16 protein-coding genes and 1 riboswitch are annotated in these 19,178 nt (G+C 70.0%); of the genes, 2 read left to right on the top strand and 14 right to left on the bottom strand.

All coding sequences use genetic code 11. From position 1 onward, the window contains the following. Positions 1-3: 3 nt before the first annotated feature. The 3 genes from C8E87_RS29695 to C8E87_RS29685 are packed head-to-tail and all read right to left on the bottom strand — an operon-like array spanning position 4 to position 3,747. Entirely contained in the window at positions 4-2,397 is a 2,394-nt protein-coding gene (locus tag C8E87_RS29695; RefSeq protein WP_133876131.1) for an aerobic carbon-monoxide dehydrogenase large subunit, read from the bottom strand. After that, entirely contained in the window at positions 2,394-2,867 is a 474-nt protein-coding gene (locus C8E87_RS29690) for a (2Fe-2S)-binding protein (RefSeq protein ID WP_133876130.1), read from the bottom strand. The genes C8E87_RS29695 and C8E87_RS29690 overlap by 4 nt, the downstream gene beginning before the upstream one ends. A gap of 4 nt (positions 2,868-2,871) precedes the next feature. Then, positions 2,872-3,747 carry an FAD binding domain-containing protein gene (locus tag C8E87_RS29685; RefSeq protein ID WP_133876129.1) on the bottom strand — a complete coding sequence of 292 codons (876 nt, stop codon included), beginning with the start codon at positions 3,745-3,747 and terminating at the stop codon, positions 2,872-2,874. 322 nt (positions 3,748-4,069) lie between these two features. Continuing rightward, positions 4,070-4,217, top strand: a riboswitch (cyclic di-AMP (ydaO/yuaA leader). Positions 4,218-4,223: 6 nt separating this feature from the next. Between C8E87_RS29685 and C8E87_RS29680 the strand changes: the two genes are divergently transcribed. Then, positions 4,224-4,781, top strand: a complete 558-nt coding sequence (locus C8E87_RS29680) for a C40 family peptidase (RefSeq protein ID WP_203720911.1) — start codon at positions 4,224-4,226, stop codon at positions 4,779-4,781. A gap of 234 nt (positions 4,782-5,015) precedes the next feature. On the opposite strand, the gene C8E87_RS29675 is transcribed toward C8E87_RS29680, so the two are convergent. From C8E87_RS29675 to C8E87_RS29635, 9 genes are all read right to left on the bottom strand, one after another. Beyond that, positions 5,016-5,723 carry a Pr6Pr family membrane protein gene (locus C8E87_RS29675; RefSeq protein WP_166661285.1) on the bottom strand — a complete coding sequence of 236 codons (708 nt, stop codon included), beginning with the start codon at positions 5,721-5,723 and terminating at the stop codon, positions 5,016-5,018. A gap of 5 nt (positions 5,724-5,728) precedes the next feature. Continuing rightward, entirely contained in the window at positions 5,729-7,063 is a 1,335-nt protein-coding gene (locus C8E87_RS29670; protein ID WP_133876128.1) for an acyl-CoA synthetase, read from the bottom strand. Next, positions 7,060-7,629: a hypothetical protein gene (locus C8E87_RS29665; protein ID WP_203720912.1), complete on the bottom strand. Its 570-nt coding sequence runs from the start codon at positions 7,627-7,629 to the stop codon at positions 7,060-7,062. The genes C8E87_RS29670 and C8E87_RS29665 overlap by 4 nt, the downstream gene beginning before the upstream one ends. Before the next feature lie 325 nt (positions 7,630-7,954). Continuing rightward, complete coding sequence (locus C8E87_RS29660; RefSeq protein ID WP_133876126.1) at positions 7,955-8,524, bottom strand: TetR/AcrR family transcriptional regulator; 570 nt, start codon at positions 8,522-8,524, stop codon at positions 7,955-7,957. A gap of 1,197 nt (positions 8,525-9,721) precedes the next feature. After that, positions 9,722-10,669 carry a glycosyltransferase family 2 protein gene (locus tag C8E87_RS29655; RefSeq protein ID WP_166661284.1) on the bottom strand — a complete coding sequence of 316 codons (948 nt, stop codon included), beginning with the start codon at positions 10,667-10,669 and terminating at the stop codon, positions 9,722-9,724. 251 nt (positions 10,670-10,920) lie between these two features. Then, the gene (locus C8E87_RS29650; RefSeq protein ID WP_133876124.1) at positions 10,921-11,262 is read right to left on the bottom strand and encodes a hypothetical protein; all 342 of its coding nucleotides are present in this window, start codon (positions 11,260-11,262) and stop codon (positions 10,921-10,923) included. A 34-nt stretch (positions 11,263-11,296) separates the two neighbouring features. Then, complete coding sequence (locus C8E87_RS29645; RefSeq protein ID WP_133876123.1) at positions 11,297-12,466, bottom strand: cytochrome P450 family protein; 1,170 nt, start codon at positions 12,464-12,466, stop codon at positions 11,297-11,299. Between the two features lie 16 nt (positions 12,467-12,482). Then, positions 12,483-13,541, bottom strand: a complete 1,059-nt coding sequence (locus tag C8E87_RS29640; protein ID WP_133876122.1) for a winged helix DNA-binding domain-containing protein — start codon at positions 13,539-13,541, stop codon at positions 12,483-12,485. A gap of 9 nt (positions 13,542-13,550) precedes the next feature. After that, positions 13,551-15,341, bottom strand: coding sequence for a thiamine pyrophosphate-requiring protein (locus C8E87_RS29635; protein ID WP_133876121.1), 1,791 nt, complete (start codon positions 15,339-15,341; stop codon positions 13,551-13,553). A 73-nt stretch (positions 15,342-15,414) separates the two neighbouring features. Here C8E87_RS29635 and C8E87_RS29630 point away from each other — a divergent pair, with 73 nt between their 5' ends. Beyond that, a complete protein-coding gene (locus tag C8E87_RS29630; RefSeq protein WP_133876120.1) occupies positions 15,415-15,669 on the top strand; it encodes a hypothetical protein in 255 nt (84 codons plus the stop codon). 16 nt (positions 15,670-15,685) lie between these two features. Here the strand turns inward: C8E87_RS29630 and C8E87_RS29625 are convergent, their stop codons facing one another. Next, positions 15,686-17,065, bottom strand: a complete 1,380-nt coding sequence (locus C8E87_RS29625; RefSeq protein ID WP_133876119.1) for an alpha-amylase family glycosyl hydrolase — start codon at positions 17,063-17,065, stop codon at positions 15,686-15,688. Continuing rightward, entirely contained in the window at positions 17,062-18,801 is a 1,740-nt protein-coding gene (locus tag C8E87_RS29620) for a SulP family inorganic anion transporter (protein WP_239080591.1), read from the bottom strand. Before C8E87_RS29620 ends, C8E87_RS29625 begins: the two co-directional genes overlap by 4 nt. Positions 18,802-19,178 lie beyond the last annotated feature (377 nt).

Genomic DNA, 19,178 nt, shown 5'->3' with positions numbered 1-19,178 from the left:
ACCTCAGATCGGCGGAGTCGCGCGGCCCCGCATGGCGTCCCACACCCGTGAGGGCGTGAGCGGCATGTCGGCGTGCCGGACCCCGTACGGTTTGAGCGCGTCGACGACCGCGTTGACGATGGCCGGCGGCGACCCCACGGTGGCGGACTCCCCCACCCCTTTCGCCCCGATCGGGTGGTGCGGCGACGGCGTGACCGTGTATCCGGTCTCCCAGTCGGGCACTTCGAGCGAGGTCGGGATCAGGTAGTCCATCAGGGACGCGCCGAGGCAGTTGCCGTCCTCGTCGAAGGCGATCATCTCCATCAGGGCCATGCCGACGCCGTCGGTGAGCCCGCCGTGCACCTGCCCCTCGATGATCATCGGGTTGATCCGGGTGCCGCAGTCGTCGACGGCGATGAACCGGCGCACCTTGACCTGCGCCGTTCCCGGGTCGATGTCGACGACGCAGATGTACGCCCCGTGCGGGTACGTCAGGTTGGACGGGTTGTAGCAGATCTGCGCCTCGAGCCCGCCTTCCACGCCGTCGGGCAGGTCGCCGGCGCCGTGCGCGCGCATCGCGATCTGCTGGATGGTGACGGCTTTGCCGGGGTCGCCCTTGACCTGGAACGAGCCCTTCACCCATTCCAGGTCGGCCACTGTCACCTCGAGCATCGCCGACGCGATCAGCTGCGCCTTGTCGCGCACCTTGCGGGCGACCAGCGCGGCCGCGGCGCCCGACACGGGGGTCGAGCGGCTTCCGTACGTGCCCAGCCCGAACGGTGTCTGGTCGGTGTCACCGTGCACGACCTCGATGTCGGCCGGCGGGATGCCGATCTCCTCGGCCACGATCTGCGCGAACGTCGTCTCGTGGCCCTGACCCTGGGTCTTGACCGACAACCGTACGACCGCCTTGCCGGTGGGGTGCACGCGCAGTTCGCAGCCGTCGGCCATGCCGAGCCCGAGGATGTCCATGTCCTTGCGCGGCCCGGCCCCGACCGCCTCGGTGAAGAACGCGATGCCGATGCCCATGAGCTCACCACGGGACCGCTTCTCGGCCTGCTCCCGCCGCAGCGCCGGGTACCCGGCGATGTCCATGGCCAGGCGCATCGTGGGTTCGTAGTTGCCGGAGTCGTACACCCAGCCGGTCTTGGTCTCGTACGGGAACTGCTCGGGCTTGATGAAGTTCTTCAGGCGCAGCTCGGCCGGGTCCATGTCGAGCTCGGCGGCGAGGCAGTCGACGATGCGCTCGACCAGGTACACCGCCTCGGTGATGCGGAAACTGCACGCGTACGCGACCCCGCCCGGGGCCTTGTTGGTGTAGACCGCGGTCATGCTGCAGTACGCCGCTTCGAGGTCGTAGCTTCCCGTGAAGACGCCGAAGAAGCCGGCCGGGTACTTGACCGGCGCCGCTGTGCCGTTGAACGCGCCGTGGTCAGCGAGCACGTTCGTACGGATGGCCAGGATCTTGCCGTCGTGGGTGGCGGCGATCTCGCCGCGCATGATGTAGTCGCGGGCGAACCCGGTGCTGATCAGGTTCTCGGACCTGTCCTCCATCCACTTCACCGGTTTGCCGGTGACGATGGAGCCGACGATCGCGCACACGTAGCCGGGGTAGATCGGCACCTTGTTGCCGAAGCCACCGCCGATGTCCGGCGCGATCACCTGAATCTTGTGCTCGGGCAGGCCGGCCACGATCGCGTACAGGGTGCGGTGGGCGTGCGGGGCCTGCGTGGTCGACCACAGTTTGAGCTTGCCCTCGACAGCGTCGAAGTCGGCGACCGCGCCGCACGTCTCCATCGGCGCCGGATGCACCCGCGGATAGACGATGTCCTGCTTGACGACCACGTCGGCCCGCGCGAACACGGCCTCGGTCGCCTCGGCGTCGCCGGTCTCCCAGTCGAAGCAGTGGTTGTTGGTCTTGCCCTCGAGGTCGTCGCGGATCAGCGGCGCGTCCGGCGCGAGGGCCTGGCGCACGTCGATGACCGGGTCGAGGACGTCGTACTCGACATCGATCAGCTCGAGCGCGTCCCGGGCCGCGTACCGGTTCTCGGCGACGACGAACGCGACCTCCTGCCCCTGGAAGCGCACCTTGTCGGTGGCCAGCACGGCCTGCACGTCGTTGGAGAGCGTCGGCATCCAGGCCAGGCCCAGCCCCTTGAGGGCCTCGCCGGTGACCACGGCTTTCACCCCGGGCGCGGCCTCGGCGGCGCTGGTGTCGACGCTGACGATCCGCGCGTGCGCGAACGGCGAACGCAGAATGGCCAGGTGCAGCATCCCAGGCAGCTGCACGTCGTCGGTGAAGCGGCCGCGGCCCCGCAGCAGGCGCGGGTCCTCCTTGCGCAGCATGCGGCCGAAACCGATCGGCTTCTGGTCGTTGTCGTCGAACGTGGTCGTCCGGGGCTCTTCCACTGTTGTCATTTGTTCGCCGCCGCTTCGTGAACCGATGCCCAGCGCACCGACCGGACGATGGTGGAGTAACCCGTGCACCGGCAGATCTGCCCCGAGATGGCCTCACGGATCTCGGCGTCGGTCGGGTCGGGATTGCGGTCGAGCAGGGCCCGGCAGGTCATCATCATGCCCGGCGTGCAGAACCCGCACTGCAGCCCGTGACACTGCATGAAGCCCTGCTGGATCGGGTCGAGCTCGGCCCCGTCGGCCAACCCTTCCACCGTACGGACCTCGTGCCCGTCGGCCATCGCGGCGAGCACGGTGCACGACTTGACCGGCTCGCCGTCCAGCCACACCACGCAGGTGCCGCAGTTGCTGGTGTCACAGCCCCAGTGCGTGCCGGTCAGGCCCAGCGTGTCGCGCAGGAAGTGCACGAGCAGCAGCCGCCCCTCGATCTCGGCGGTGACCTCGGCGTCGTTGACGACCATCGTGACCTGCATGCCCTCAGCCCCTCGCCCGTCGTACGGCAGTGCGCAGCGTGCGCCTGGTGAGCTCGTCCGCGAGGTGACGCTTGTAGTCCTCGCTGCCCCGCTGGTCGGTGACCGGGTCGCAGCTGCTCGCCGCGATCGCGCCGGCCCGCTCGTAGAGCTCCTCGGAGGGCGTGCTGCCGTGCAACGCCCGCGAGATCTCCGGGATGCCGGTGGTGTTCGGCCCCACCGCGGCCAGCCCCACCCGCGCGTCGGCGATCGTGCCGTCGGGGGCCAGCCACACCGCGGCGCCGGCCGACACCACGGCCCAGTCCCCGGCACGACGTTCAACTTTCTCGTACGCGCTGCCGCCGTTCTCCCTGACGGGCAGGCGCACCTCGATGAGCATCTCGTCGTCGCCGACAGCCGTCTCGTACGGCCCGACATGGAACTCCTCCATCGACACCACCCGCTCGGCGCCGCCCGGCCCGCGGATCACGCAGGACGCGTCCAGGGTCGTGCACACCGCGGACAGGTCCTCGGACGGGTCGGCCTGGCACAACGAGCCGCCGAGCGTGCCGCGGTTACGCACCACGGGATCGGCGATCACCCGCTCGGCGTCCCGGAAGATCGGGAACGCGGCCGCCAGCTCGTCGGACTCCAGAAGCTCCCGATGCCGGGTCATGGCCCCGATGCGTACCTCGTCCGCCCCGACCCGGATGTAGCCCAGCTCGGTGTGCAGAGGATTGATGTCGATCAAGTATTCGAAGTTCGCCAGCCGCAGCTTCATCATCGGCAGCAGGCTGTGCCCGCCCGCCACCAGCCGCGCCGAGCTGCCCAGGCGCTCCAGCAGCCCGATGGCCTGATCCACACTGGTTGCGCGCTCGTATTCGAACGGAGCCGGTACCTGCACGCCGCACCTCCCGGTTTCGCCACGAAATCTTTCGCGCCCGCCGTCCAAAGTCAACAGCTACCTAAGAGATGCCTTAGGTTGCTCGCTGTAGTGGTGCCGCCGGCCAATTCGGTGACGAGGGTCACCGGTTGACGCGCCCGAGAATGCATCGCCTGGCGTCGGATCGTCCCCGCTGTCCGGAGAGACAACGGCAGCCGAGTCCGCTACGGGACCGACGAGATTGCCGGGACGGCTGTGAAAAGGTGGCGAATCGCCGCAACCGGCCGATCGTCCTGATGAAGGCCGCCCCGGGACGCCGAGTCCCGCCCACCAGGGGCGGCCCGACCTGTCATCGACGGAACTTCAGTGGGCGGGAGCGGGGGAACCAGGTTGCCGGCCGTCGAGCCGGCTCGGGGTGAGGTCGCATACGCGACGGGCTGCCTTCAGGCCCAATCCGACAGCTAACCTCGCAGGCGGTTGAAGGACCAAGGATCGTCTTGTCTTTCCCCACCTTCCAGCCCAGGTCGGCCGGCTTCAAAGCGTACGGAAGTGTCGCGTCGACGCTGCGCCGCCTACAGCCCCTTGCCGCGGCGGCGGTCATCGCCACCACCCTGCTCGTCGCCCCGACGGACGCCACGGCCGCCCCGCCCGCTGCCGTCGCCGTGTCATCGGCCGCGGCCGCTCAGCAGGCACTGCTCGCCCGGGGCAACACGGTCGTCGCGGCCGCCCGGGCCCAGCGCGGCAAGCCCTACCGCTACGGGTCCCGCGGACCGGGCGCTTTCGACTGCTCCGGGCTGACCGGTTTCGCGTACGCGAAGGCCCGCGTCACGATCCCCCGCACCGCCCAGGCTCAGTACAAGTCGGCCAAAAAGATCGCCGGAGCGGCGGTACGGGCCGGTGACCTGGTCTTCTGGGTCTCGGGCGGCCGCGCCTACCACGTAGCCGTCTACGCCGGCGGGGGCCAGGTCTGGCACGCGCCCAAGCCGGGCGACCGGGTCAAGCTCGCCAAGATCTGGAACTGGAAGCAGGTCCGGTACGGGCGCGTCGCCGGCTGACCGGGGCACGCGGGCGCCCTGAGAAAACAGCAGCCTGCACGAAAGGCGCCCTGAGAAAGCAACGCCTGCACGAAACCAGCCGCGCGGGCCCGGTGCGCGATCAATTCGCGAACGCCACCGCCCACACGAGCACCGGCCGCAGAACCCCGCCAAGTCGGCCGCAGAACCCCGCCAAGATCGACAACCCCGGCACAAGACCCACCCCAACCGGGGGCCTCCGTCCCACAGCGAATTTTACGGGGTGGGGGCGATCTTGGCGGGGGCGCCTGTGGACGGTTCGGGATTGTGGACAACGGCGGGATCTTCCGGGTGGCGTGCTATGCGGGCGGCGAGGCGGTCGACGGCCAGCAGCGCCGCCCCCAGCGCGGCGAAGATGACGGCGAGCCGGACGAACTGGCCCGCCACCCAGTCGTAGCCGTGTGACGTCGGGTCCAGGAAGAAGTACGGGTACCGGACGTTGACCGTCGGGAACAGCACGGCCCGGAGCACCGACGTGGCGCCGTAGGCCAGCGGGAACAGGATCCACAGACCCAGGTCACGCCACGGCGAGACCCGGCGCGGGCCGAAGGCGACCCAGTCGGCGAGCACCAGCAGCGGCACGGCGTAGTGCACCAGGAACATCGACCAGTTGGCGACCCGGCTCGCGGGGTCGGCGGCGGCCAGGCCGGGCAGCGGGTTCGCGCCGTTCTGCAGCATGAAGTGCGAGATCAGGCCGGTGATGACGATCCACAGGGTGACCGCGCCGCGCAGGCGGGGTGCGGCCGGGCCGGTGGTGCCGCGGCACACCATCCAGTACAGCACCGCGCCGAAGTAGCCCAGTGTGATCAGGTTGCTCTGACACGTGTAGTAGACGATGCGGTGATCGCCGATGAGCAGACCGGTCAGCCCGGCCACCACGATGAGCACACGCAGCCAGAACTGCGGCATGATCAAGACCCTCATCGGGCCTACCGTAGTGCCGCCTTCTGCACCTTGCCCATCGCGTTGCGGGGCAGGCCGTCGACCAGGTGCACCACGCGCGGGCGCTTGTGCACGGACAGGCCCGCGGCGACGAAATCGATCAGCTCGCGCTCCGTCGCGCCTTCGGCCACCACGTACGCGGTGATCTGCTCGCCGAGATCAGGGTGCGGGGTGCCGACCACGGCCGCCTCCCGTACGGCTGGATGCAGCAGCAACGCGTCCTCGACCTCACCCGCCCCGACCCGGTAGCCCCCGGTTTTGATCAGGTCGGTGGAGGCCCGCCCGACGATCCGGTGCCACCCGTCCGCACCGATCGTGGCCACGTCCCCGGTCTCGAACCAGCCGTCCCGCTCCGGCCGGCCGTGGCCCAGATAGCCGTCGAACAGCGTCGCCCCGCGCACCTGCAGATGCCCGATCTCGGCCCCCGGCGGCACCGCCTGCCCCGCGTCGTCGACCACCCGCGTCTCGACCCCGGGCACGGGCAGCCCGACGTGCCCGGCGCGGCGTTCCCCGTCGGCGCGAGCGCTCACCGTGATCAGGGTTTCCGTCATGCCGTACCGCTCGACAGGTGCCTGACCGGTCAACGCCCGTAGGTCCTCGAACACCGGCGCCGGCAACGGGGCACTGCCCGAGACGAGCAGGCGGGCCTTGCTCAGCTCGCGGGCCTCCGACGGGGCCGCGCACACCCGTGACCACACGGTCGGCACGCCGAAGTACATCGTCCCGGGCGCGGCCGCGTACGCCTGTGGGGTGGGTCTGCCGGTGTGCACGAGCCGGGAACCGATGCGCAGCGGCCCGAGCACCCCCAGCACCAGCCCGTGCACATGGAACAGCGGCAACCCGTGCACCAGCGTGTCCTCGGGCGTCCACTGCCACACCTCGGCCAGCGCGTCCAGGTCGGCGGCCAGCGCCGCCCGCGAGATCACCACCCCTTTGGGCGCCCCGGTCGTGCCGCTCGTGTAGAGAACCAGGGCCGGCGCCGCACCGTCGGGCTCGTCCGGGACGTCGTTGCTCACGGCCCCCGGCCCGGCATCGATCAGCTCCGCGCCGGAGTCGCCGAGGATGTGCGCCCGCTCCAACTCCCCCGCGTCGGGCGGGATCGGCACCACCGGAACCCCCGCCAGCAGAGCACCGGCGACAACCACCATGGTGTCCAGCGTCGGCGTCGCTTCCACGGCCACCATCCGGCGGCCCGCGATCTCCCGCGCGACCCCCGCGGCCCGGCCGAGCAGTTCGTGCCGTGACAGATCAACCCCTTGCGCCCGTACGGCGTGCGGAAGGTCTTCGGTTTGATGCAGCGCACCCAGCAGCCGGGTCGTCATCGGGTCGCCTCCAAGCGGGTGGCCATCGGGGACAGCAGATCGTTGAGCTCGCGCACCAGCACGGTGACGGTGCGCTCGGCCAGCTCCGGGAGCTCCGGGCCGGGGTTGTCGGGAAGAGCAGGCAGCCCGGCGAACGTCAGGGGCGCCTCGACCACCACGATCGAGCGGGCGTGCGGGATGCGGGCCAGTTCCTCCTGCGACGGCGCCAGGAATTGGCCGAACGTCTCGGGCCAGCCCCGCCAGCCCCTGTCCTGGGTCCAGCTCCTGGCGCCGTTCAGCTCGGCGGGCCAGGGCGCGACCAGGTCGACGGCCGCGGTGAGCGAGCCGTCCCAGGTGTTGCGCCGAAGCTCGGCCCGCAGCACCCGCCGGTGCAGGCGCACAAAACCGGGATCGAGATGCGGCGCGGTCGCCAGACGCCAGGCCACACACGCGAACCCGACGGGTGAGATGTCACCCCAGCAGTCGTCGAACTCCTTGGCATGCACCCAGACATGCTCAGCGAACCGGCTGCGTCCCAGCCCCGCATTCTCCCGGTCGTACTGCTCGTCCACCCAGGCAACACTCAACGGAGCCACCCCCACACCCTAACCGCGCAAGCAACGCCGGGCGGTCCAGCCACACCCGTCGTCGGCAGGAGCGGGGCGTCAAGCGGTGGTCGGGGCGTCGGCCTGGGTGGCCGACGGCGTAGGGCGTCGCGTGGGCGGTCGACGGTACGGGCCTCGCGTGGGCGGTCGACGGTACGGGCCTCGCGTGGGCAGTCGACGGTACGGGCCTCGCGTGGGCGGTCGACGGGCGTGCCTCGCGTGGGAAGGCCGGCGGGTGCACGCGCCCCGGCGCGACCGCCCGCCGGTGGACACGCCACAACGCGATCGCCCGGCGGGTGCATGCGCCTTACTCCGTCGACGGCTGGGGGCGCAGGCCGTCGAGGACGATCGAGAGGATCCGGGCTCGCAGGGGATCGCCGTCGGCGGTCTGGTCGGGAACCCGCGAGACGGCCAGCATCAGCGCGATCAGCTCGGGGACCGTCACGTCCTGGCGTACGGCGTCGACCTCCTGCGCGCGGGCCAGCAGCACGCCCAGGACGCGGGGCAGTTGCTCGCGGGCGGGGGTCAGGGCATCGTGCAGGTCGGCCGCGGCGAAGGCCTCGGCCCAGGCCTGTTTGCCGGCGGCCACCTCGACGATGCGGCCGAGGAACGTCCAGATCGCACCGGCCGGGTCGTCGGACTCGGCCAGCTGGTCGGCCTCCTCGGCGAAGCGCCGAAGCCGCTCGCGGAAGACGGCCTCGATGAGCGTGGCCTTGGTCGGGAAGTGGCGGAAGACCGTGCCGATGCCGACCCCGGCGGAGCGGGCGACCTCTTCGGTCGACACCGATGTGCCCCGCGCCACGAAGACCTGCTCGGCCGCGGCAAGCACCCTGGCCCGGTTCCGCAAAGCATCAGCACGCGGCGCCCGCGCGGTCATAACCTGCCTCCGTCCGTTATGTCGCATTGACAGCCGACTGACCGATCATCAGCCTAGCGTCCCCTTTGTAACGGAGTTATCACTCCACTTTAGACAATCACGCCACGAACGGAGACAGCGTTTCCACCACCTGCGGAACGATCACAATCAGGACCGGTAAAACCCTTAATAAATTTCTTGATCACACCACCCGGCGGCCGCCCTCACTCCGGTCAGGACAACCGCGCGAGAGACGCACCCCAGCCCCGAATTCGTTGCACAGACGGCAAATCCGACGATCGCAACAACAAGCCCGCCCGTACGCGATCACGCGCCGCGGGACCCGATCACCACTTGCCTGGCCACGACCGTCACTTGCATGGTCACGTACCCACGGAGGAAACTGCGCCGATCTCGAAGCCGGCAGCCCAAGGCCCAGAACCCCACCGCCGCCCGCGCCCACCCCGACGCAAGCACTTCACGTGACGCGGGCTAGAGCATCCTAGGAGGCTAGGGCACAAGGATGGGCGGGAGCAGACCGACCGGCAGCAGGCCGGGAACCGGTCAATCCGGGTCGTCGCTCGTCCAATCACGCGGGTACCAGCAGACACGCACGGGTATCGGCAGACGGCAGCGGGCTGACCGGGGTACCGCCTGAACGGCCCCAGCCACGAAGGCCGCATCCGTCGGTCCGGGACGGCCGGGCCGACCGGTGTACCGCCTGAACGGCCCCAGCCACGAAGGCCGCGTCGGTGGGGTCCGGGACGGGTCGGAAAACTCGACCTAGTGACCCGTGCCGGTGAGCGGACCTGCAAACCAGCGAGCGCGGCCGCAAACGCCGGACCATGGCCAAGCCACCGACGCCGACGCCGACGCCGAGTGGATCAACTCGGCCGGATTGGACAACTCGGCCCCGCCAGCCGCTAACGCCAGGTTGGTGGAGAGCTGAGGGCCGGACCACGTCCGGCCGCCGGAAGCCGGGTGGAGTGGGTGAGTCGCAGTCAGCGGCCCGTGTGCCAGGGGACCGGACCTCACCCGTACGAAAAAGGAGCGGGACGGATCGACGCGAGCGCAACCACCCGGACGAGACGTCATCCGGGCGCAGACAGCACAAAACAACTACCGCGAGCGCAGCGCGGGACACCCGCGACATCGCCCGAGCGCGGCCGCGTCAACGGATCGCCCGAGCGCGGCCGCGTCAACGGTTTTGTGGGCCGGTCACCGGGTTGCGGCTTCGGATTCGGTCAGGGCTGAGATCGTCTCCACCCCGCCGCCGAAACCGGCTGCGGCGACGGCGGCGATGACCGTGGCCGCGCGCAGGGCGTGGAAACCACCGCGGCCCAGGGTGGCGGCTTTGAGGTTGCTGGCGACGGCGCGGGGCAGCGTACGCCGGATGTAGTTCTGTTCCGCCCCGAGTTTCTGCTCGCGCGGCAGCAAACCCGCCATCTGCACCTTGCCGCGGCCCTCGGCGTAACAGCGGCGCAGGAAGAAGCGGAAGGTGGAACGGTCCAGGGGCACGTCGTGCTCGATCACGGAGTCGGGCACGTACATCCAGTGGCCGCCGGTTTGGGCGCTGATCCGCAGGCACAGCTCGGTGTCCTCGGGGCGGTTCCGGTCGTCCAGTTTGCCGAAGCCGACCCGGAAGCCGCCGACTTCGCAGAAGGCCTCGCGGCGCACCATCATGCTGGCCGACCACACGTTGCGGATCTCGGCGGCCGAGGTGGGCATGCCCGCGTACGAGACGCCGACGGTCCAGAGGAGCTCGTCGGGCAGCCAGCTGGGGCGGGCGTGTTCCCAGGCCGGGACGATGAGGCCGCCGGCGCCGACAACGGACGGGTCGGTGAACGGGCGCGCCAGGTTGCCGAGCCAGGTGGGGTGGGCGACGGTGTCGTCGTCGAGGAACGCGATCAGATCGGTGCGGGCGTGGAAGGCGCCGGTGTTGCGGTTGCCGGAGGCCCCGCGCAGCGACGTGTTCTCGAGCGCCGTGACGCCGGGGAACTCGCCCTTGACCCGTTCGAACAGCTCGGGGTTGTGGTCGACCACGACGATGATCTCGGCCGGGGCCGTTCGCTGCTGCTGGGCGGAGGCGACCGTCCGGCACAACGACGCCCAGCGGTGCTCGCTGTGCGTAGGGATGACAACGCTGACGTCGGTGCTGTCGGTCACAGGTGCTCCATGCGGGCTGAAGAGCCAGTTGATCAACCGGCGGCGGGAACCCTACACATGGAAGCTATGAATTGCATAAGTAAGTAGCCGGTGCGCATTGAGATTTGGGGAACAATTGTTTCCGCCCGGAAAACGAAGCCGACAATTGCGGGCAGGACGTCGCGGAAAGACATCTGAAAGCAGCCGGCAAATGCACAAACGCCGCCTGCCGTATCAGGAACGGCAGGCGGCGTTGAACACCGGCGTAACGGTCAGCGCCAGAAAACGGCCACCGCGGCGTTGACCAGAGTCAACGCGATGATGCCGATGAAATGTCCCTTGTTGACGCTTTCGCGCTTGCGCGGCAGGAACACCATGATGAAGATCAGGACGGCCACCAGCAGCTTGACGCCCAGCTTGAACGGGCTGGGCTCGTCGCCGTCACGCAGCGGGGCCGACAGCGCGATGCCCGACAGCAGCTGGATGATCGAACCCCACAGCACGGCCGGGTTGATGCGGAACTTGCCGGACACGAACTGGGTGACCGCCCCGCCGAGCAGCAGCGCGAACCCGATCAGGTGGATGAAGAGCAGGATCAGCCGGAGTGCTTCCACGTCCGGAAGCTTGCCAAACCCGCCGCCACGCCGCTCACCCGGGGGTCACCGGCAGCGTGAACAACCCGCGCAGCAGGAGCCCGGGGCGCCAGACCAGTTCGGACTCGTCGACGGCGAGACGCAAGCCGGGGTATCGCCGGGTCAGGGCCGTGAACGCGATCTGTGCCTCGAGCCGGGCCAGGGGCGCGCCCAGGCAGTAGTGGATGCCGTGCCCGAAGGCCAGGTGCGGGTTGTGCGCCCGGTCGAGCGCGACGTCGTCGGCGTCGTCGAAGCGGTCGCCGTCATGGTTGGCCGACAGCAGGCCGATGAGCACCGGTGAGCGGGCGGGAAGCGTACAGCCGCCGATCTCGACCTCCTCGGTGGTGATGCGGTAGGTGGCCGTCTCGACCGGGGACTCGTACCGCAGGAACTCCTCGACCGCGGTGGGGATCAGCGCCGGTTCCGCGCACAGGCGCTCCCACCGCTCGGGCCGGGAGAGCAGCAGGTAGGCGCCGTTGCCGATCAGGTTGACGGTGGTCTCGTGGCCGGCGAGCAGCAGCAGGAAGACCATCGAGATCAGTTCGTCCTCGGTCAGGCTGTCGCCGCTGTCACGCACGCCGATGAGGCCGGAGAGCAGGTCCTCGCCGGGTTCGGCGCGGCGGGCGGCCAGCAGACCCTGGATGTAGCCGACCATCGCGGCCGCGGCGCCGGGGAACTGGTCCTGATAGGCCACGCCGCCGACGATGATGTCGGACCAGGCACGGAAGGCGTCACGGTCGTCGGCCGGGATGCCGAGCAGTTCGCAGATCACCTGGATGGGCAGCGGGAACGCGTACGCGTCGATCAGGTCGAACGGGGTGCCGGGGAAACGGTCGAGCAGGTCCTCCGCGATGTCGGAGATACGGGGACGCAGCGCCTCGATCCGGCGGGCCGTGAACGCGGCGCTGACCAGGCGGCGCAGGCGGGTGTGGTCGGGCGGGTCGGCGGCGAGCATGTGCCGCGACAACGCCTGTTCGACGGCGTTGGACGGGTGCCGATCGTCGCCGCCGGTCTTGGAGATCCGGGGGTCGGCCAGGGCCCGGCGGGCCTCGTCGTACCGCGTGATCAGCCAGACGACGGCGCCACTGGCCAGCCGCACCTGCCGGATCGGGCCCTCGCGCCGCCACGACGCGTACGAGGGATGGGGGTTGGCGTGAAAGGTGGGATCGGCGAGGTTGTCCGGCATCCCAGCGCCTCCGGCGTTATCGGCGGATTTCCACCACCGTACGCCCTTCGAGACCGTGCCACGCCCGCAGACGATCGCCCTCGTGTTCGACGGCCTCGGCCTCGTCCGGCCCGAACAGCGTGACCTGCAAGTCTGTGCCCGCCGGCTGCCACACCCCCGCGACACGCCCGTCCACCAGGACGAAACGCGCGCCCGCCACGCTGAGTCCACGGTGGGCGTCGTCGATGATCCGGCTGCGGTCGTCGAAGCCGAGCACCACGTTGTCGAAGGCGGGCAGAAACCGCGGCGGCACGGGCGTCCCGGCCTCCGGCAGCTCACCGTCCATCACATCGAAAAGCTCCCTCCCCCGTACGTCGCGGAAGGTGCGCAATCGCGGGCGGAGCCGTTGCAGCGACTCCCGCAGGCCGCTCAACCCCGACCACGCCCGGATGTCGGCCGACGCCGCCGGGCCGAACGCCCGCAGATAACGCAGCACCAGTTCGTCGGCCGTCGTCGCGGGATCGTGCGGCCGGCCCAGCCAGGACTCGACGGTGGTGTTGCGGGCCGGCGCCTTCCGTCCCCAGACGCCGCGCGGTGTGACCTGCACCAGCGGCACGAGGGAGCTGAGCATGTCGCCCAGCACGCGCGGCGGCACCCCCGGCCACCGCTCCCCCACGGCCCGGCCCACCTCGGCCAGGATGCTCGGCGTCCGGGCGAAGACCGGCTCACCGGCCGCGGCCAGCTCGGCCGGGTCGACGCCCTCGAACTCGCGGCGGTAGACACCTCGCATCCGCGCCTCGAGCATCGGCTGGTGCAGGCCACGCAACCGCAGGCAGTCATCCGCCGTGACGAGGTGGATCGTGCGCCGCATCAGCAAGGTCCGCACGAGCCGGCGCGACTCGAGCAACTCCACCAGCTCGGCCGGCTGGAAACCGTCGAGCCGGCTCCACAGACCGTAGTACGGCTCGTGGGGCTCCTGCGCCTGCATACCGCACAGGTGCTCGACGGCTTCGTACGCGGGCATGGTGTGCCGCCGGTCGAGCAGCTGACGGGCGAGCAGGGCCCGGTTGAGCGCCCGGTTGTCGAGCACGGTCATCCCGCGAGGCTAATCGGTGTACCCCTCGTCCGCGCGCTCGCGCCGCAGGTGCTGCTCGGCTCGGCGGGCCAGCGGGCCATCCTCGGCGGCGAGCCCGGCGTACATGCCCTCGACCTGCTCGGTGGTGCGGCCCGGCGGCAGCAGCGGCACGGCCGGGTCGGTACGCGCGTCGATCACCACCGGGCGGTCGGCGGCCAGCGCCGTCTCCCACGCCGCGGTCATCTGCTCGGGGGACTCCACTCGCAGGCCGCGCAGTCCGAGCAGGTCGGCGTAGCGGTCGTACGGCACGTCGGGCAACTCCTGCGAGGTCACGAACCGGGGTTCGCCCTCCATCTCGCGCTGCTCCCAGCTCACCTCGGCCAGGTCGCGGTTGTTCAGCACGCACACCACGAACCGCGGGTCGGCCCAGTCCTTCCACCGCGCGGCCACGGTGACCAGCTCGGCCAGCCCCGTCATCTGCATGGCGCCGTCGCCGCTCAGCACGACCACGGGGCGCTCAGGGGCCGCCAGTTTCGCCGCCAGCCCGTACGGGATCCCGCAGCCCATCGAGGCGAGCGTGCTCGACAGATGAGCCGGCACGCCCCGCGGCAGCCGCAGGTGCCGGGCGTACCAGTAGACGACCGAGCCGACGTCCACGGCGACCTGCGCGTTCTGCGGCAGCCGAGCGGTGAGGGCCCGTACGGCGAAATTGGGGTTGAGGGGTTCCGCCGGAGCGTCGGCGCGCGCCTCAGCGATCTCGTGCCACCGCCGCACCCAGCCCTCGACCCGCTCCCGCCACGCGCGGTCGCCGGACGGCTTGACCAGGGCGGTCAGCGCGCGCACGGTCTCGGCGGCGTCCCCGATCAGCGGCACCTCGACCGGATACCGTATGCCCAATTGCCGTCCGTCGATGTCGATCTGCACCGCCCGTGCCTGGCCCGGCGCCGGATAGAACTCGGTCCACGGGTCGTTGGTGCCGACCAGCAGCAGCGTGTCGCACTCGGCCATCAACCGCCGGCTGGCCGTGGTGCCGAGGTGGCCCATCACTCCGGTGTGGAAGGGCAGCGTCTCGTCGAGCACCGGTTTGCCGAGCAGCGACACCGTCACACCCGCCCCGAGCCGCTCGACCAGCTCCACGATCTCGTCCGCCGCCCGGTACGCACCCTGCCCCACCATGACGGCGACCCGCGCGCCGGCCGACAGCACCTCGGCCGCCGCGCGCAGGTCCTGCTCGTACGGCACCACGCGAGCCGGACGCAGCCCAGGGCTCGTCATCATCACGCCGTGCTCGTGGGTGCTCTGGTCGGGCGCGGGGGCGGTCTGCAAGTCGTGCGGCAGGATCACGCAGGTGGGGCTGCGGGTGGCGAACGCCGTCCGGAAGGCCCGGTCGAGCAGCATGGGCAGCTGCTCGGGGGCGTGCGCGGTCTGCACGAACTGCGCGCAGACGTCGCCGAACAGCCGCTGCAGGTCGATCTCCTGCTGGTACGAGCTGCCCAGCACCGTCGACGCCTGCTGCCCGACGATCGCCACCACCGGTTTGCCGTCCAGTTTGGCGTCGTAGAGGCCGTTGAGCAGGTGCACCGCGCCCGGCCCCTGCGTCGACAGGCAGACCCCAGCGCCGCCGGTGTACTTGGCGTGCCCGACCGCCATGAAGGCCGCGTTCTCCTCGTGCCGGGCCTGCACGAACGCGGGTTTCCCGGCCCGGCGCAGCGCACCCATCACGCCGTCGATCCCGTCACCGGAATAGCCGAAGACCCGGTCGACGCCCCAGGCCGTGAGCCTTTCCACCACCAGATCCGAGATCGTACGCGTGTTCGTCATGGTTCGCGACTACCCAGCGCGGCAGCGGGTATCCCTGTCCCGTCCACATCCGTCGTACGCGAAGGAGCTCGTCATGACGAACCCTCAGGGCCCGCAGGCCGTGCCGATCGCCGCCGCGCTCACCGGCGACTTCGGCGACAAGGTGCGTGAGGAGACCGGCGCCAACCCGGACGGCCCGACGGTGGGCGCCGCCGACGCCGACGCGGACGCCGTGGCCTCCGGCGCGGGGCCGGACGACCGCCGCCTCACCGACGCCACCCGCGACTCCGACGGCGTGCCGATCGGGGCGGATGACGTCGAGGAGGACAAGCGGCGGTCAGGCGCCTGACGCCTCACCGGCCGGATCACCCTTGGAGGACGTGGAAACCCCACGGCGGCAGCTCGACGTACAGGTCCTCGTTGCCGCTGCGGTCGAAGACGCGGCCGTCCAGCAGATCCGTCAGGCGCCACTGCGGTTTCTCCGGGAACCACGGCACCCGTACGCGGGTCCGGGCCGTGCTGCCGGCAAAGTTGACCACGACGAGGTGGCGGGAGTCGCCGTCGCGCCACGTCCAGGCGAGCACGTCGTGCGTGTCGAGCAGGTGCCATTCGCCGGTGTTGATCCTGACCTTCCCGAGCTTGCCGTAGAAGGCGCGCAGGTCCTCGTCGACCGGCTCGTCGGGATAGCGGCCGAGGAAGACGGGCAGTTTCACGCGGCGGCCCTCGAATTGGCCGTCGTGCCAGAGGGTGGCGCCGGGCAGGGTTGCGATGGCCACGGCGGCGGCCCGGTGCCGGGGGCCGAAAGCGGCGGCGGCGCGCGGCTCGTCGTGGTTCTCGATGAAACGGATCAGCCTGTCCTGATAGGCGCGGTCGGCCCGCAGGTGGGAACGGACGGCGCCGGCGTCCTCGTGGGCCAGGCGGTCGTAGAGGCGCTTGTCGTAACAGAGGTGAAAGCCCTGCTGCTGCAAGGCCCATTCGGTGTCCCAATAGGCCTCGGCGATCAGCAGGAAATCGGCGGGGAGGGCCTGGACCACCTCGGGCCAGAATTCCCGCGCCGGTTTCGGGCCGGCGTGCTCGCCCCACGTACGGGCGAAGATGTCGTTGAACATCAGCATCGCCATGTCGACCCGTACGCCGTCGCACTGCTCGGCAATGGCCTTGAGGGTTTCGACGGTGGCCTTGCGCAGGCCGGGGTGGAAGGCGTTGAGCTGGGCCACGTCGGGCCAGGGCGGGAAATAGGGGTCGCGGCCGTGGGCGATGACGTGGTCGCCGGCCTTGAACCAGTGGGTGGGGTTGTCCGCCAGGTCGTCGGGGGTGCCGTTGATGAACCAGTCGGGGTGTTCCGTGATCGCGGGGTGATCCGGGGCGACGTGGTTGGGGACATAGTCGAGGATGAGTTTCTTGTTGCGCTTCCTCAGCTGCCGCCGCGCCTCTTCTAGTCCGGTTCTTCCACCTAAATGCTGATCCACCTCGTATCGGCGAACGCAATAGGGCGAACCGACCACATCTTTGTCGGACAAATCGGGCAGGGCGTGGTGGAACTCGCGCCGCAGACCCTCGTTCGTGAGAGCGATGGCAAGACCGGCCGGGCTGCGCTCCCACACACCCATGAGCCAGACGGCGTCGAACCCTTGGAGCTCGTCCCACACCTCGCCCGGCACGTCACCGAGCGTCACCGTCCGCCCGTAGCGGCGGCTCAGGCCCTCCAGCCACGGCCAGGTGTCGATCTCGTAGACCGCCGTCATGCGTCACTCCTTCGAAAGGCTGCCACCGCATCATCCAACGTCGGGAAGAAGTGCGCGGGATCGATGGTGCGGGTCAGCCCGTACCGGTCGATTTTCCGCTTCACGGGGTTCTTCATCTCGGCGAAGACCAGCGAGATCCCCTTGGCGTTGAGTTCCTCGTCGAGGTCTGCCAGCATGTCGGCCGCGGTGGTGTCGACGTCGGTGATCGGCTCGGAAGCGACCACGATCCAGCGGGTGCCTTCGGTCACCAGGTGCCGCACCTCCTCCCGGAACGTACGCGCGTTGGCAAAGATCAGCGGCGCGTCGAACCGGAAGATCACCAGCCCCTCCTGGCGCGCGGCGTCCGGGTACTGCTGCAGGTCGTGGTATCCGTCGACCCCGGCCGGCTTGCCCAACTCCGTACGGTAGGGCCACCAGGCGCGGCGGAACACGTTGAGCACGCTCAGCGCGACCGCCCAGGCGATCCCCGGCAGCACCCCCAGCACGGCGACACCCGCGAACGCCGCCACGGCCAGCGCGAACTCGACGCGGCGCTGCCTCCAGAGCCGCACCATGCCCTTGACGTCGGCCAGGCCCACACTCGCCGCGATCACCACAGCCGCCAGCATCGGCTGCGGCAGGTCCTTGAGCAGCCCCGGCGCCAACACCAGCAGCAACGTGATGGCGACGGCCCCCACCACCCCCGTGACCTGCGTCTTTGCGCCCGCCGAGAACGCCACCGCCGTACGGGAACCACTCGTGCTCACCGGAAACCCTTGAAAAAGCCCAGCGGCGAGGTTGGCCGCCCCGATCCCGCCCATTTCCTGATTGCCGCGCACCTCCTGCCCCGTGCGCCCGGCAAATGCCGACGCCGTGGAAATGGTGTCGGTGACCGAAACCAGCGAGATTCCCACCGCCGCGGCCGCGAGAAGACCCAACTCGTGCAGCGAGACAGTAGGAACGGTGAACGGCGGGAACCCCTGCGGCAACGGCCCTACGACATCAACATCCAGGTCGAGCAGGGTGACCGCCGCAATTGCCCCCACCACCGCGACCAGGATCGCGGGCACTTTCGGCACCAACTTCTGCAACACGAGGATGACGACGAGTCCTCCACCCCCGATCGCCAGCGCGGCCGGCACCGTCTCGTCCAGCCCACTGACGAAGCCGGTGAGATCGGCCCAGAGCCCTTCCCCCTCGGTCGAGAAGCCCAGCAACTTCGGCAACTGCCCGATGAAAATGGTCAGCGCGAGCCCGTTCACATACCCCAGCTGCGTCGGATGCGAGAGCAGATCCGCCACGAACCCGAGCTTGGCCACGGCCGCCACGGTCATGAACAGCCCCACCAGCAGCGCCAGAACGGACGCCAACGCCACGGCCTTGGCCGGATCCCCGCCCGCCACCACCATCGGCACAACAACAGCCGCAATCATCGGCCCCAGGGCGGAGTCAGGCCCCAGAACGAGCACCCGCGAGGGCCCGAACACGGCGTACGCCAGCAGACACAGAATCGACGTGTAGAGCCCGGTAATGGGCGGCAACCCGGCGAGTTCCGCGTAGGCCATCCCCTGAGGCACCAGCAGCGTGGTGAGCACAATGCCCGCCACCAGGTCTTTCGGGAACCATTTGGCCCGGTAGGTGGCAGCCACCCCAACCCCCGGAGCCCAAGCCCAGCCGCGCATCCCACTCCCCCTCCCCACCGTGAGAAACACCCTAGAAGGAAGGGAGCTCCGGCTCCTGAAGGAACCGATCAACACGCCCCGCAACGACGGGTGCGATGAGGAACCGGGAGTAGAGGCCCACCGGCCGGTCATCACCCAAGTCCGCCTGGGCTTCCGCGAAAAAGGACGCCAAATAGACCACAAGCGAGGTCCGGTTATCTCGGAACTCCGCATTGAGGTCACGAACCTTCGGCTTGCACGGCCACGGTTGCCCGCAGTCGTGACAGTTCCACACGGGGCGCTGAGGCATATGCGGCTGTGACAAATCAGGCATCCGCCGAAGCCCGCCGATCCACTCGACGCGCATTGATCAATTCAGGACGGCTGGCTCCGGGCTGACGCGCCGGGAGACGAAGGCTACGCGAGAAGATCGCCACGGCGCGTTCCCGCCGCCAGCACGGGCCGGGCGAACC

The sequence above is a fragment of the Paractinoplanes brasiliensis genome (assembly GCF_004362215.1).
GTDB classification, from domain to species: domain Bacteria; phylum Actinomycetota; class Actinomycetes; order Mycobacteriales; family Micromonosporaceae; genus Actinoplanes; species Actinoplanes brasiliensis.
Note: the sequence above shows the minus strand (reverse complement) of the source record. Positions and strands in the feature narration are given on the sequence as shown.